Here is a 13721-nt window from a genome sequence, read left to right as displayed (position 1 = left end):
GCTACTTGCCCCCGCCGCGCTGCACGATGCGTGCGCTCAGCAACTGGTGGTCACGGTTGAACAGGCGCCGGTAGGCGAGCAGTACGGCCGCCACCGTGCCGAGCCCGGAGGAGGCCGCCAGCAAAAACATGATGACGATCTGGTAGCGCACGGCCTCCAGCGGCGACTGCCCGGCCAGCACCTGACCCGTCATCATGCCCGGCAGGCTTACCACGCCCACGACCGACATCTGATTGATGATCGGCGTCAAGCCGGCGCGCACAGCGGTTCGTGCAGCATTGCGTGCCGCCTCCCAGCGCGTGCCGCCCAGCGCGAGCACCGTTTCCACCTGGTCACGTGTAGCGATCAGCTCGCCGGTCATACGCTCCAGTGCCAGGCCCACCCCCGTGAGCGTGTTGCCCAGAATCATCCCCATGATCGGAATGGCGTACTGCGGTTCGTACCACGGCTGCGCGCGCAGCACGACGATCAACCCGATCGCGCCGATCAGCCACGTGCTGCCGAACACCGACAGCGTCCCGTCGATTCGCAGCCCTGCGTAGCCGCGCGCGCCGCGGCTACCGGTAGCGTGCCCCGCAATCAGCGTCATGGCGGCAACCACACCAAGCACCACCGCCCAATACGCATGGGCGAACACCCATTCGAGCACGAAGCCGATGGCCAGCAACTGTACGACGGTGCGCACGGCTGCCCACGAGAGGCGTCGCTCCAGCCCAAGACCCAGCCCGATCGACAGCGCGCCGTTGATGAGGATCAGCGCCGCAGCGATGCCGACCTGCCAGGCTGAGAGCGTGAGTTCCTGCCCGTTCATCGTGTCGCCCCGGTACTCAGTCGGCCGGCTTCCATGCGCCAGTGCTGCCGGCCGATGCGCGCGGCCTGCTCCGGATCGTGCGTGATCCACACCCAGGCGCGCTGGTCGGGCGCCTGGGCAAACCAATGCAGCAGCAGTGCCTCAATGGCGCGCGCAGAAGCAGGGTCCAGGGCAGCGGTCGGCTCGTCGAGCAGCAGCACGGCGGGGCCGGTTTGCAGGGTGCGGACGAGTGCGGCAATCTGCGCCTCGCCGCCGGAAAGGTCGGTGGCGGTCTTGTCGAGAAAGCTTGCATCGCGCTCGGCGCGGGCCAGCATGGTAACGGCGGCTTCGCGGTCAAACGAAGCGTGCCCCTGACGTGCATGCAGTTGATAGGGCAGGCGGAGGTTGTCTTCCACTGTGCCCGGCAGCAGCGCGGGGCGCTGACGCACGTAGGCGACCTGGCAGCGATAGGCCGGGACGGCGCGCGCGGCAATCCTCTCACCTCGCCATGTCACATGACCGTCATCGACCGGGTCAAGCAGGGCCAGCGCGCGCAGCAGCACGCTCTTGCCGGCACCCGATGGTCCGGTAAGCGCAATGCGTTCTCCCGTCCGCACAGCCAGCGAAGTGGGGTGCAGGAGCGTGGCACCGGTACGCATGTCGCGGCGGTGGAGGTCGATGGCGGTCAGCATGACGTGAGGCAGAGCGTGTTGCGTACGGTACGGCATCAATGCGGTGCTTTTATGCATTATGCATATGAGCGGGTGGGGTGCTCCTCCACTTAAATCTCTTCAGCGCTGGCACGCCTGACTTGCGGTTGCCGCGCCACTATGCGGTTCGCATGCCATGCGGGATGGCCCTTAACCTGAACGGACGATGTTGCAGGCCCCGGCGCCCGGTGGATGTCGGACGAATCCGACATCGCATTCAGTGACGGAAGGGTCGCCATTTACGCACGCCGGGCATAGCATCGAAGCATCACAAGAAGCGATGGAGGGCGCCATGGAAACCGAGAAGATTCAGGTGGCGCATCCGTGGTGGCAACCCGGGGTCTTTGCATCGGCCCCGGCGATTTTCCTGTGGATCTGTGCCCAACTGCCTGCCGACATGCTCTGTGATATTTTTCATGCGGGCACGTCGCCTGACTCGCTCGCGCATGTGGGCGATACGCTGTTCGTGATCGGCTGGACAGCCAGCGGCGCGCTGATGTGGCATGGCCGGCGGCACGTCGCGCATGACACCGGAGTGACAGCGCAAGCTGCAGCAGATGCTGTTCCGGCATCGGAGCCTGTAGGGCATCCGCATGGTTTGGCTGGACTGCGCCAAAGCATGGCCCGCCGCTGGGAGCGCATGCGGCATCCGATCCCGTTGCACTGACACGGATCTGTCGCAAAGAAAAAGGCCGGAGTGATCCGGCCTTTTTGCTGGGCAGCTTCAGGAGGTGCTACCCGGAATGATCTCGTCTACCTCGTTGTCGGGCGTGGCAGTGGTCGCGGCAGCGCCGGGTTGGCCACCTTGCGTTTCCTGCCACTTGCGATAGCCCCACCACGCCGCCCCGGCCACCAGTCCGACCTTGCCGAGTCGGCGCGTAATGCGGCCAATCACGGTATGCCGCAGCCCCGCATAGGCCAGCGAGAGTGCCGTACCGACCAGCGGATACTCACGTGCAATGCCCAACGTTCGCATCAGGCCGTTCGGGCGCGCCAGCGGGCGGATCAGGCTCGGCAATAGCGCACCAAGGCCACCCAAGCTGAAGGTACGGCTGGTGGCGCGGCTTACGTCGTTGCGGGCTTGTGCATAGTCGTAGCGCTCCAGCGCGGCACGGGTAAGCAACAGTTCCTTGCGCACGGCTAGCGGCAAGCGGCCTTCGGCGCCACGGCGGGACGGCCGCACATGGTGCCGCGCGCTATGGGCGGGTTCGTGTTCGGGGCTCGGGTTGGACGATGGCGTCGGTTGGGTCGGATCGGTCATCGGCGCAGGATCTCCCGGTCTTTGTCGAGTTCGGCCAGTGTGGCTTCGAACAGCGGTGGCGCGTTGCGCAGCGACGTGCGCACCTTCCACAGGCAGCCAACAGCGCCCAGTGCATAGAGCACCGCCATGACCGCCAGGGCCTGCCAACGGTAGGTGTCCCAGAACAGGATGGCGATGAGCGCCGTGAGGGTCATGATGGACAGTGCGATCAAGCTCACTGCCAGCATCCCGAGGAAGGCTGCACCGAGCAGCCGGTCTTTTTCTTCGGCCAGTTCGACGCTCGCCAATTCGAGCCGCGTTTGCAGCATCGAGACGACCGTGCCGGCCAGTGTCTTCAGGGAGGCGAACAGCTTCGGGCTGGTGTCGTCGGTCATGAAGGTTCCGGAGGGTACGAGGCGAGGGGCGTGACTGCCAATGCAGCACGTACCATGCCCATGGCGGGACCGCCAGAATGCAACTGGCCGATGGCGCGATCCGCAAAAGAGCGCGCCATCGGCCAGGAAGACAGCTGCGGATTACTTGCGGTTGAGCAGCAGACCGATCAGCAGGCCCACGCCTGCCGCCACGCCAACAGCTTGCCACGGATGATCGTGAACGTAGTCATCGGTGGCACGTGCGGCCGCCTTGCTCTTGTGGACAACGGCGTCTTGCAGGTCCTGCGCCTTTTCCTTGGCTTGGCGCAGCATGCCCATGCCGCGCTCGCGCAACTCGGCGGCTTTTTCGCCGCTGGAGGAGGCCGCTTGTTTGAGCAGGGTTTCGGCGTCGGACAGAACGGTCTTCACGTCGGTCATCAGTTTCTCCTTATTAACGGATTCGGCCAGGTTGGGGGATGTGTTCGTCATGGTCGGGTCCTTGGTATCGGGTGGTTCAATTGCCAATATGTCGACGCGCTTATTCGCTAGCATATGTGTGGGCGTTGCGAAACTTCAAGCGCTCACGTCGCGCACGCTGCGATGGATCAAGGCTTCGTCCATTGTCCGGCAATGTGCGCGTGCCTTCCACCCTCTAGCCAGCAAATGCCACGCCTAATGACGAAAAGTGATGTTGTTGTGAATTTATAGTCGTTTTGGTTGGATGGCAATCTGGCTATAGTGGTTCCCAACCAGAGCATGGAGGACACGATGTCTTTACGTTTGGGCGATATCGCCCCCGATTTCGAGCAGGATTCGAGCGAAGGCCGCATCAAGTTTCATGAATGGCTGGGCAACAGCTGGGGCGTGCTGTTTTCGCACCCGGCGGACTACACGCCGGTTTGCACCACTGAACTGGGCCTGACCGCCAAGCTCAAGGACGAGTTTGCCAAACGCAATGTCAAGGCGATCGCGCTGTCGGTGGATTCGGTCGAGTCGCACAAGGGCTGGATCAACGACATCAACGAGACACAACACACTACGGTCAACTTCCCGATCATTGCCGATCCGGACCGTAAGGTTTCGCAGCTGTACGACATGATTCACCCGAATGCGAGCGAAACCTTTACCGTGCGCTCGCTGTTTGTGATCGATCCGAACAAGAAGGTTCGCCTGACGATTACGTATCCGGCTTCGACGGGGCGCAATTTCAACGAGGTGCTGCGCGTGATCGACTCGCTTCAGCTGACCGAGTATCACAGTGTGGCCACGCCGGGTAACTGGCAGGACGGGGACGACGTTGTCATCGTGCCGTCGCTCAAGGATGAAGAGGTCATCAAGCAGAAATTCCCGAAGGGCTACAAGGCACTGCGCCCGTATCTGCGCCTGACGCCGCAGCCCAACAAGTAACGGCTCCTTGGTAGTGTGATTGCCGCCCGGCCCTCGTGCCGGGCGTTTTTTGCGTTTGAACCTGTCCATGATCCTACTGCGCTGCCCGATCTTGGCCCTGTGATGCTCGCCGTACCCACGTGCGGCTGCGCTTCTCGGATCAACCTCGGGGCGCTCGCCACGGATCCTGAACAGGTTCTGAGCGCAAAACAAAACCGGCCAGCCCTTGCGGGTCTGGCCGGTTTGTCTTTTGTGAAGACGGTTCAGTGCGCGATCAGATCGCCCAGCCGCCGACGTAGAACGCGACCAGCGCCACGGCAATGCCCACGGTACCGACGTTCAGCTTGCGCCATTCGCCGGCCACCAGACGGCCGATCACCAGCGTGGCGAAGCCGAGCATGATGCCGGTGACGATGTTGCAGGTCAGCACGATGAACACGGCGCAGACCAGACCAGCCAGTGCATCGACCATGTCGTCCATGTGCAGCTTGCTCACGCTCGAGAGCATCAGCAAACCGACGTACATCAGCGCAGGCGCCGTGGCATACGACGGCACCAGGCCAGCCAGCGGCGAGAAGAACATCACGGCCAGGAACAGCACGCCGACCACGACGGCCGTCAGGCCCGTCTTGCCGCCGGCAGCTACGCCAACCGTCGATTCAATGTAGGCCGCAGCCGGAGCGCCACCGAAGAACGCCGAGAAGATCGAGCTGATCGAATCGGCCGTCAGGGCGCGACCACCGTTGATGATCTGGCCCTTGTCATTGAGCAGGCCAGCTTGACCCGCCACCGCGCGGATTGTGCCGGTAGCATCGAAAACGGCGGTCATCACCAGTGCCAGCACGGCGGGTAGCACAGCTGCAGAAAGTGCACCGCGGATGTCCATCGAGCCGATCAGCGAGGTATGGCCCGGCGAGCTGAGCGACGGTAGGGCGAAGATGCCAGTGAACTTGACCGCGGGGTCGAAGATCAGGCCCAGCGCCGAGATGGCGATGATCACGATCAGGATGCCGCCTGGTACGCGACGACGCTCCATACCGAAGATGGCGGCCAGGCCGAGCACCGACATCATCACCGGGAAGGCCGTGACATGGCCCAGCGCCACGGGCAGGCCCGGACCGGCGTTCTTGACCACCAGACCGACGTCGTTGGACGCGATCAGCAGCAGGAACAGGCCGATACCGATACCGGTGCCGTGCGCCACGCCCGAGGGCAGGTTGCGCAGGATCCACGAGCGCACACCCGTAGCGGAGATGGCGGTAAAGACCACACCCATCAGGAAGACCGCGCCCAGCGCGACTTCCGGCGAGAGCTTCTGACCAAGCACGAGGCCGAAGGCCATGAAGGCCGTGAGCGAAATCGCGCAGCCGATGGCGATCGGCAGCTTGGCCCACAGGCCCATCAGCAGCGAGCCGAAGGCGGTGGTCAGACACACGGCGACGAACACGGCGCTGGTGTCAAAGCCTGCCTTGCCCAACATGCCGGGCACGACAAACACGGCGTAAACCATTGCCATGAAGGTGGTGATACCAGCCACCACCTCTCGCTTCTGGGTGCTGCCGCGTGCAGAAATCTGGAAATAGCGATCAACGGCACGCGCATCGGCAATGCCAGCGGCGCCAAGTTCCGTCGTCGACGGAATGGACTGTTCAGCCATGGTGGGTTGTCTCCTGGCAGAGCTCCGCGTCGACCGGTTCAGCGGAACCGACAACGTGAGGCGCCCTGTTCTGGTTTTGGTTCGGCTCGGGCGCCTGCGTACGCGCGCTGGCATTCTCCAGACCGTTGTCTCGCGATTGGTTTTGTCGCGTGGCGCTGCAATCTACGTATGGATCGCGCGCACGTTTTATCGGTGTGAGGGCAGTGCCGGTGATTCGATTCGCTGGCACTTGGTGCGAAGCATAGACGGGCGCCCACGGCCGATTCATGCGGCGAGACGTATCCCGATCATTTGCAAATTTGTATAACGCTTGGGAGACCACGGGGGAGAGAACGACAGTGCCCAGAACGGGCGAGACGATGCGGCGGGTGAGGCACGAGTGTGCATCAACCCGCCCAAAATGAAAAGCGCAATTAGAAGAACGCCTGAATGCCGGTCTGTGCGCGGCCGAGGATCAGCGCGTGGATGTCGTGCGTGCCTTCGTACGTATTCACCACTTCCAGGTTCACCACGTGGCGGATCACACCGAATTCATCGGAGATGCCGTTGCCGCCCAGCATGTCGCGCGCCACGCGAGCGATGTCGAGCGATTTGCCGCACGAGTTGCGCTTCATGATCGAGGTGATTTCCACGGCAGCCGTGCCTTCGTCCTTCATGCGGCCCAGGCGCAGGCAGCCCTGCAGGCCGAGTGTGATTTCGGTCTGCATGTCGGCCAGCTTCTTTTGCACAAGCTGGTTGGCGGCGAGAGGGCGACCGAACTGCTTGCGGTCCAGCACGTACTGGCGTGCGATGTGCCAGCAGGCTTCCGCCGCGCCCAATGCGCCCCACGCGATGCCATAGCGCGCCGAGTTCAGGCACGTGAACGGGCCCTTCAGGCCGCGCACTCCGGGCATCAGGTTCTCTTCCGGCACAAACACCTCATCCAGCACGATTTCACCGGTGATGGAGGTACGCAGGCCGACCTTGCCGTGGATCGCCGGTGCCGACAGGCCCTTCCAGCCCTTTTCCAGGATGAAGCCGCGGATCTCGTCTTCGCCGTTGTCGTTCGGCAGCTTGCCCCACACGACAAACACATCAGCGATGGGCGAGTTGGTGATCCACATCTTCGCGCCTGACAGCGAGTAGCCGCCGTCGACCTTCTTGGCACGCGTGATCATCGAGGCCGGGTCGGAGCCGTGGTTCGGCTCGGTCAGGCCGAAGCAGCCAATCCACTCGCCGGTGGCCAGCTTGGGCAGGTATTTCTGCTTCTGCGCTTCGCTGCCGAACTCGTAGATCGGCACCATCACCAGCGATGACTGCACGCTCATCATCGAGCGATAGCCGGAGTCCACGCGCTCCACTTCACGCGCGATCAGGCCGTAGCTGACGTAGTTCAGGCCCGGGCCGCCGTACTGCTCGGGAATCGTCGGGCCCAGCAGGCCGAGTTCACCCATCTCGCGGAAGATCGACGCATCGGTTTTCTCATGCCGGAACGACTCCAGCACGCGCGGCATCAGTTTGTCCTGGCAGTACGAGGCAGCGGCGTCGCGCACCATGCGCTCGTCGTCGGTCAGTTGTTGGTCGAGCAGCAGGGGATCGGCCCAGTTGAAGGCGTTGCGAGCGGTCACGGTGGTAGTCTCCGAGTTTTTGTTGTTCCGATATACGGAACACAGTTTCGAAATTTAGAGCTATCATAGCGCAACCACCGACGATTTCCAGGGCTTTTTTGCCATGAGCATGACACGTCTCCCCGATCCAGAATTCGATACCGGCGGCATTGGCGATAGCAATCGCGAAGGTGATCCGAACTTCGTCACGGCACTTGCCCGCGGGCTAGAGTTGCTGCGCGCGTTCCGCCCTGGCGACACGCTGCTGGGCAACCAGGAGTTTGTGCGGCGCACGGGCTTTCCCAAGGCTACGGTCAGCCGATTGGCGGGTACGCTGGTCTCGCTGGGCTACCTGCGTTATGACGAGGCGCTTGGCAAATACGGGCTGGATGCTGGCGTGCTGGCGCTGGGGTTTGCTTACCTGGCTTCGAGCGACGTGATCCAGCTCGCGCGGCCGCACATGAGCGCGTTTGCACAGAAGTACGGCGTGTCGATTTCGCTCGGCAAGCGTGACAAGCTGGACATGGTCTATCTGGAAACGATCCGCCACGACAGCCCATCGATGAGCGGTTCGGCAGGGCTGGGCGTGGGCTCGCGGCTGTCATTGCTGTCGAGCTCGATGGGGCGGGCGTATCTGGCGTCGTTGCCGGCGGCGCGGCGTGAGCGCTTGTATGAGGCGCTCCGTACGCAACAGCCCGCGCAGTGGGCGGCGGAGGGTGCAGCGGCAGACGATGCAGTGAAGGCCGGCGTGCGGGAGGGGTATGCGGTGTCGCTGCGTGACTGGCACCCGGCCATCCACGCGTGCGCGGTGGCGTTCGTCGCGCCGAGCCAGCGCGAGCCCTATGTGGTGAGCTGCAGCGCCCCGTACACCGCGGCCGATACCGAGCGCATTCGCGATGAACTGGCTCCTGCGCTACGGGAGTTTGCGGCGCGGCTCGGACAAGTCGTCGAGCCCGCCATGTAGGCGCCGCGCGTTCCACGAGAGGTTGTCCTAGCGGACAGCAGCGGCGCCATGATGTTTTGGCCGTTGATGCCCTAGATGGCGCCTTTCTTTGCTTACTTTCTTTGGCAAGACAAAGAAAGTGAGTCAGCCCCGGCAGGGGACGAAACAAGAGATAGGCCACCAAGACCTATCCCTGCCAGCAACAAAATCAACGCACACGCATACCCGGCACAGCACCGGCGTGCGGCTCAAGGATGTACAGGCCCGGCTGAGCCTTCTCATCAGCAGCCGAAGCCGCCAACACCATCCCTTCTGACATTCCGAACTTCATCTTGCGCGGCGCGAGGTTCGCAACCATCACGGTCAGTTTGCCCACGAGGTCTTCCGGCGCATACGCCGACTGGATGCCCGAGAACACGTTGCGTGTCTTCTCCTCACCCACATCCAGCGTGAGCTGCAGCAGCTTGTTCGAGCCCTCCACGCGTTGGCAGGCGACGATCTTGGCCACGCGCAGGTCAATCTTGGCGAAGTCATCAATGGTGATGGTCTCGGCCATCGGTTCGATCGTGGCAGCGCCGTTGGCCGCGGCAACCGGTGCATCGGTGGTTGCCTGCAGCGACTGACGATTCGCCTCGACCAGCGCATCCACCTGCTTCTTGTCCACGCGCGTCATCAGGTGTGAGTACGGCTGGATCGGCTTGGCCGACGACAGTGCCGAATCAATCGAGCGCCAGGTCAGCGGCTCAACGTTGAGGAACGCTTCGATGCGCTCGACCGTGGTCGGCAGAATCGGCTTGAGGTACACAGCCAGCAGGCGGAAGGCCTCCAGCGCCACGGAGCATGCAGCGTGCAGCTTCTCGCGGTTCGCTTCGTCCTTGGCGAGGTCCCACGGCTTTTCGGTGTCGACGAACGCGTTGACGGCGTCGGCCAGCTCCATCACCGCACGCAGGGCCTTGCTGTACTCGCGCTTCTCATACAGATCAGCAACTTGCGGGGCGGCTTCGCGCAACTGCACCATCAGCGGATGGCCGAGGGCGGCATCGCTCACGCGGCCCTCGAAGCGCTTGACCAGGAAGCCCGCCGAGCGGCTCGCGATGTTGACGAACTTGCCGACCAGGTCGCTGTTCACGCGGGCGATGAAGTCGTCCAGGTTCAGGTCGAGGTCTTCCATCGTCGCGTTCAGCTTGGCGGCGAAGTAGTAGCGCAGCCACTCCGGGTTCAGGCCCGTGTCGATGTAGCTCTGTGCGGTGATGAAGGTGCCGCGCGACTTGCTCATCTTGGCGCCGTCCACGGTCAGGAAGCCGTGGGCGAACACGTTGGTCGGCGTACGATGGCCCGAGAACTTGAGCATCGCCGGCCAGAACAGCGTGTGGAAATACAGGATGTCCTTGCCGATGAAGTGGTACTGCTCGGTGGTCGAGTGCGCGCTGATCCACGATTCGAAGTCGAGGCCGAGCTTCGCGCTCAGGTTCTTGAAGCTGGCGTAGTAGCCAACCGGTGCGTCCAGCCACACGTAGAAGTACTTGCCCGGTGCGCCCGGAATTTCGAAGCCGAAGTACGGTGCATCACGCGAGATGTCCCAGTCCGACAGCTTGGCTTCGCCATCATCGCCAAGCCACTCGCGCATCTTGTTGGTGGCTTCGGGTTGGGCCAGGTCGGCCACCCACTCGCGCAGGAAGGTCTCGCAGCGCGGGTCAGACAGCTTGAAGAAGTAGTGCTCCGACGATTTGCGCACCGGCGTCGCGCCCGACACCACGGAGTACGGGTTCTTCAGGTCGGTCGGCTGGTAGGTCGCGCCGCACACTTCGCAGGAATCGCCGTACTGGTCTTTCGCGCCGCACTTGGGGCACTCGCCCTTGATGAAGCGGTCCGGCAGGAACATCTCCTTGACCGGGTCGTAGAACTGCTCGACTTCGCGCACGTCGATCAGGCCGTTTTCCTTGAGCTGAAGGTAGATGCGCTCGGATAGTTCCTTGTTCTCGTCGGAGTCGGTGCTGTAGTAGTTGTCGAACGAGATCAGGAAGTTGTCGAAGTCGCGCTTGTGCTCGGCCCAGACACGTTCGATCAGTTGGCGCGGGGTCAGGCCTTCCTTCTCGGCGCGCAGCATGACGGGGGTGCCGTGCGTGTCGTCGGCACCCACGTAGTAGGTTTCGTGCCCGCGCATGCGCTGGAAGCGCACCCAGATGTCGGTCTGGATGTACTCGACCAGATGGCCGATGTGGATCGGGCCGTTGGCGTACGGCAGGGCGGAAGTGACGAGGATGCGACGTTCGGACATGGGGCAGGCCAAAAAGGTGCGGGCGGGCCGCGAAAAAAGGGCGGCGCGGAGAAACGCGTATTTTAGCGCGCCCGGCGGGCTCAGGCCGGTGCGTGACGAATGGTGGGAATCTGGGGTTTGGAAGCTGCGGCAGGACGTCGCAGGTTGTGTGATCCAAAAAAAAGCGCCGGTCAGAGCCGGCGCAGCTTTCCACAACGGAAAAGGAGGAGAAATCAGGTACCGCCCGGGAGGTCAGCCACGCATCGCGAGCCAGCAATGCGCAGCAAGCGGTACCTGTTCTCTATGACAGGGTCATCCTTGAATTGGTTTCAAATAAATTTCGACGCGACGATTTTGTGCGCGGCCGGCCTCGGTAGCGTTGTCGGCAACCGGCTGCGTCTGCCCACGGCCCTCAGCCGTCAGGCGATTGCGGGCAACGCCGCGATCGGTCAGATAGCTTGCCACGCTTTGGGCGCGCTTCTGCGACAGCGTCATGTTGTAGTTGGCGTTGCCGGTACTATCTGTGTGGCCGACCACGTTGGCGGCCAGTTCCGGGTGCGAGGTCAGCGTTTGCGCCACGCTATCCAGCGGGCCGCGGAACGATGGCTTGATCACCGCGCTGTCGGTATCGAACGAGACCTGGCTCGGGATGTTCAGCTTAAGCGAGCCGTCAGGTTGCTCCGAAATTTGCGTGCCCGTGCCAGCCGTGTCACCGGCGAGCTTGGACTTGATGGCGCCCCAGTTGTAGCCGGCGGCCGCGCCTGCCGCTGCGCCGAGCGCGCCGCCAATGGCCGCGCCCTTGCCGTTACCGACCAGTGCGCCGATGCCCGCGCCTACAGCCGCACCAACGCCAGTGCCGACGGCGGTATTGTTCTGCTGTTCGGTGGCACAGCCGGCCGCCAGCAAGGCGACGAGCGAGACGGAAATAAGCTTGGCTTTCATGGTTTCTCCTACGAATAACGGGTTCGGTTCTTGTTTGGTTTGCCGATGGCCGGCACGGCCGAGGGATATGTGGGGGGAATCGGACGAATGTCGCGCCGGCAAAATACAATAGCAAAACAGTACATAGAGTGGCCAGGACCCGACAAAGTTCATGTCGGGCAATCGTTGGCCCGTCCCCCATTCGCATTAGATTTGTGGAGTCAATGTTGAGCGTAACCATCGAACAGATCACCGAAGCCCTGCGCGGCGTGGTGGATCCCAATACCGAGCGCGACCTGGTGTCGTCGAAGTCGGTGCGCAATATCCGGGTCGATGGCGGCGAGGTATCGCTGGATGTCGAGCTCGGCTACCCGGCCAAAAGCCAGTTCGATACGATCCGCAAGCTGGTGATCGGCGCGCTGCGTCAGGTACAAGGTGTCGACAATGTGAGCGTGCAGGTGTTGATGAAGATCGTCGCGCACGCGGTGCAGCGCGGTGTGCACCTGATGCCAAATGTGAAGAACATCATTGCCGTGGCGTCGGGCAAGGGCGGGGTCGGCAAGTCCACCACCGCAGTGAACCTGGCGTTGGCGCTGGCTGCTGAAGGCGCCAATGTCGGCATTCTCGACGCCGACATCTACGGCCCCAGCCAGCCGATGATGCTGGGTATCCAGGGCCAGCCGGAGTCCGCCGATGGCAAGACCATGGAGCCGATGGAGGGCCACGGCCTGCAGGCCAATTCGATCGGTTTCCTGATCGAGCAGGACAACCCGATGGTCTGGCGTGGTCCGATGGTCACCTCCGCGCTGGAGCAACTGCTCAAGCAGACCAACTGGCGTGACCTCGATTACTTGATCGTCGATATGCCGCCGGGCACGGGCGATATCCAGCTCACGCTGTCGCAGAAGGTGCCCGTGACGGGCGCGGTGATTGTCACCACGCCGCAGGACATCGCGTTGCTCGACGCCAAGAAGGGTTTGAAGATGTTCGAGAAGGTGGGCATTCCCATCATCGGCGTGGTTGAGAACATGGCGGTGTACTGCTGCCCGAACTGCGGCCACACCGAACACATCTTTGGCGCGGGTGGTGGCGAGAAGATGTGCGCGCAGTATGGCGTGCCGTTCCTGGGCAGCCTGCCGCTAAACCTCTCCATTCGCGAACAGGCTGATTCGGGCCGTCCGACCGTGGTGGCTGACCCCGATGGTGCGATTGCCGGTGTCTACAAGCAGATCGCGCGTCGCGTCGCCATTGCCGTGGCCGAGAAGGCGAAGGACATGACGAGCAAGTTCCCGTCGATCGTCGTGCAGAACACGTAAGCCATGGACACCACTGAGCCGCTGCCCAATGATCGAAAGGTGGAGCGTCCGTCCGTGAGGATGGCGGTGGTGCTGTGCCGCCGCCCGACGGCCAACCGCTGGCAGCCGTTTCAGTGGCGGCTGGAGGCCGTCGTGCCGGATCTGGGTGAGTACGGCAGCGAACCGCGTTGTCTCGATCGCTCAGACAGTGAAGAACGTTGGCTCACGCCCGGCTTCAACGTCACGCTGTTCCGCGATGAGGCCGAGGGGTACTACCTGAACGTAACCTCCGCCGCGCCTTGCTGGTTCGTGCTGTGGCGCCTGGGCGAATCGGGTGCCGCTGATGAGGGCCGGGCGATTCCGCACACGGTGTCGGTCAGCTACAACGAGGCCGGACGCTGGCTCGATGGTGGCGAGACGGTCGAGAACGTGCCGCTGGACGCTGCCGCGTTGGAGTGGCTGCAGGCGTACGTGGCCGAGAACTACCGCCCCGAGCCGAAGAAGCGGCGCCGGCCCGAATCGTTCCTGCCGCCGGAAGACCGCGCGAAGTACTGAGCGAAGC

General features: G+C 63.1%; 13 protein-coding genes and 1 pseudogene. 5 read left to right on the top strand and 9 right to left on the bottom strand.

Features of this window, described 5'->3' with window-relative positions:
- Position 1 precedes the first annotated feature (1 nt).
- Positions 2 to 811 (bottom strand): ABC transporter permease, encoded by an 810-nt coding sequence (locus R2N11_RS01810; RefSeq protein WP_199030011.1) that lies wholly within the window; start codon positions 809 to 811, stop codon positions 2 to 4.
- Entirely contained in the window at positions 808 to 1482 is a 675-nt protein-coding gene (locus tag R2N11_RS01805) for an ABC transporter ATP-binding protein (protein ID WP_316679900.1), read from the bottom strand. Before R2N11_RS01805 ends, R2N11_RS01810 begins: the two co-directional genes overlap by 4 nt.
- A gap of 310 nt (positions 1483 to 1792) precedes the next feature.
- Between R2N11_RS01805 and R2N11_RS01800 the strand changes: the two genes are divergently transcribed.
- The gene (locus R2N11_RS01800) at positions 1793 to 2167 is read left to right on the top strand and encodes a hypothetical protein (protein WP_316679899.1); all 375 of its coding nucleotides are present in this window, start codon (positions 1793 to 1795) and stop codon (positions 2165 to 2167) included.
- A 57-nt stretch (positions 2168 to 2224) separates the two neighbouring features.
- Here the strand turns inward: R2N11_RS01800 and R2N11_RS01795 are convergent, their stop codons facing one another.
- The 3 genes from R2N11_RS01795 to R2N11_RS01785 form a co-directional block, all read right to left on the bottom strand.
- A complete protein-coding gene (locus tag R2N11_RS01795) occupies positions 2225 to 2761 on the bottom strand; it encodes a DUF3318 domain-containing protein (RefSeq protein ID WP_316679898.1) in 537 nt (178 codons plus the stop codon).
- Entirely contained in the window at positions 2758 to 3135 is a 378-nt protein-coding gene (locus tag R2N11_RS01790; RefSeq protein WP_199030014.1) for a phage holin family protein, read from the bottom strand. The genes R2N11_RS01795 and R2N11_RS01790 overlap by 4 nt, the downstream gene beginning before the upstream one ends.
- 141 nt (positions 3136 to 3276) lie before the next feature.
- Complete coding sequence (locus R2N11_RS01785) at positions 3277 to 3603, bottom strand: ElaB/YgaM/YqjD family protein (protein ID WP_021195215.1); 327 nt, start codon at positions 3601 to 3603, stop codon at positions 3277 to 3279.
- A gap of 279 nt (positions 3604 to 3882) precedes the next feature.
- Here R2N11_RS01785 and R2N11_RS01780 point away from each other — a divergent pair, with 279 nt between their 5' ends.
- The gene (locus R2N11_RS01780) at positions 3883 to 4521 is read left to right on the top strand and encodes a peroxiredoxin (protein WP_316679897.1); all 639 of its coding nucleotides are present in this window, start codon (positions 3883 to 3885) and stop codon (positions 4519 to 4521) included.
- Positions 4522 to 4774: 253 nt separating this feature from the next.
- Here the strand turns inward: R2N11_RS01780 and R2N11_RS01775 are convergent.
- Both R2N11_RS01775 and R2N11_RS01770 read right to left on the bottom strand, forming a co-directional pair.
- A pseudogene (locus R2N11_RS01775) lies at positions 4775 to 6094 on the bottom strand (NCS2 family permease); the annotation flags it as partial.
- Positions 6095 to 6570: 476 nt separating this feature from the next.
- On the bottom strand, positions 6571 to 7764 hold the full coding sequence (locus R2N11_RS01770) for an acyl-CoA dehydrogenase (RefSeq protein ID WP_199030016.1): 1194 nt from the start codon (positions 7762 to 7764) through the stop codon (positions 6571 to 6573).
- Between the two features lie 103 nt (positions 7765 to 7867).
- Between R2N11_RS01770 and R2N11_RS01765 the strand changes: the two genes are divergently transcribed.
- Entirely contained in the window at positions 7868 to 8707 is an 840-nt protein-coding gene (locus R2N11_RS01765) for an IclR family transcriptional regulator (protein WP_199030017.1), read from the top strand.
- A 187-nt stretch (positions 8708 to 8894) separates the two neighbouring features.
- Here the strand turns inward: R2N11_RS01765 and metG are convergent, their stop codons facing one another.
- Together metG and R2N11_RS01755 are read right to left on the bottom strand one after the other, a co-directional pair.
- Entirely contained in the window at positions 8895 to 10964 is a 2070-nt protein-coding gene (gene metG, locus R2N11_RS01760; protein WP_316679896.1) for a methionine--tRNA ligase, read from the bottom strand.
- 291 nt (positions 10965 to 11255) lie between these two features.
- Positions 11256 to 11885 (bottom strand): YiaD family glycine zipper/OmpA-like lipoprotein, encoded by a 630-nt coding sequence (locus R2N11_RS01755; RefSeq protein ID WP_199030019.1) that lies wholly within the window; start codon positions 11883 to 11885, stop codon positions 11256 to 11258.
- A gap of 206 nt (positions 11886 to 12091) precedes the next feature.
- Here R2N11_RS01755 and apbC point away from each other — a divergent pair, with 206 nt between their 5' ends.
- The gene (gene apbC, locus R2N11_RS01750) at positions 12092 to 13180 is read left to right on the top strand and encodes an iron-sulfur cluster carrier protein ApbC (RefSeq protein ID WP_316680028.1); all 1089 of its coding nucleotides are present in this window, start codon (positions 12092 to 12094) and stop codon (positions 13178 to 13180) included.
- 3 nt (positions 13181 to 13183) lie between these two features.
- Positions 13184 to 13714: a DUF3305 domain-containing protein gene (locus R2N11_RS01745; RefSeq protein ID WP_199030020.1), complete on the top strand. Its 531-nt coding sequence runs from the start codon at positions 13184 to 13186 to the stop codon at positions 13712 to 13714.
- Positions 13715 to 13721 lie beyond the last annotated feature (7 nt).

Origin of the sequence: Ralstonia flaminis, assembly GCF_958415495.1 — a bacterium.
Taxonomy (GTDB): Bacteria; Pseudomonadota; Gammaproteobacteria; order Burkholderiales; family Burkholderiaceae; genus Ralstonia; species Ralstonia flaminis.
The sequence above is the reverse complement of the archived record's forward strand: the minus strand, read 5'-3'. Positions and strand labels throughout refer to the sequence as shown.

What these genes read in the sequence shown, in the direction of transcription:
- R2N11_RS01810 (WP_199030011.1), bottom strand. Translation starts at nt 811, where the DNA reads ATGAACGGGCAGGAACTCACGCTCTCAGCCTGGCAGGTCGGCATCGCT.
- R2N11_RS01805 (WP_316679900.1), bottom strand. Translation starts at nt 1,482, where the DNA reads ATGCTGACCGCCATCGACCTCCACCGCCGCGACATGCGTACCGGTGCC.
- R2N11_RS01800 (WP_316679899.1), top strand. Translation starts at nt 1,793, where the DNA reads ATGGAAACCGAGAAGATTCAGGTGGCGCATCCGTGGTGGCAACCCGGG.
- R2N11_RS01795 (WP_316679898.1), bottom strand. Translation starts at nt 2,761, where the DNA reads ATGACCGATCCGACCCAACCGACGCCATCGTCCAACCCGAGCCCCGAA.
- R2N11_RS01790 (WP_199030014.1), bottom strand. Translation starts at nt 3,135, where the DNA reads ATGACCGACGACACCAGCCCGAAGCTGTTCGCCTCCCTGAAGACACTG.
- R2N11_RS01785 (WP_021195215.1), bottom strand. Translation starts at nt 3,603, where the DNA reads ATGACGAACACATCCCCCAACCTGGCCGAATCCGTTAATAAGGAGAAA.
- R2N11_RS01780 (WP_316679897.1), top strand. Translation starts at nt 3,883, where the DNA reads ATGTCTTTACGTTTGGGCGATATCGCCCCCGATTTCGAGCAGGATTCG.
- R2N11_RS01765 (WP_199030017.1), top strand. Translation starts at nt 7,868, where the DNA reads ATGAGCATGACACGTCTCCCCGATCCAGAATTCGATACCGGCGGCATT.
- metG (WP_316679896.1), bottom strand. Translation starts at nt 10,964, where the DNA reads ATGTCCGAACGTCGCATCCTCGTCACTTCCGCCCTGCCGTACGCCAAC.
- R2N11_RS01755 (WP_199030019.1), bottom strand. Translation starts at nt 11,885, where the DNA reads ATGAAAGCCAAGCTTATTTCCGTCTCGCTCGTCGCCTTGCTGGCGGCC.
- R2N11_RS01745 (WP_199030020.1), top strand. Translation starts at nt 13,184, where the DNA reads ATGGACACCACTGAGCCGCTGCCCAATGATCGAAAGGTGGAGCGTCCG.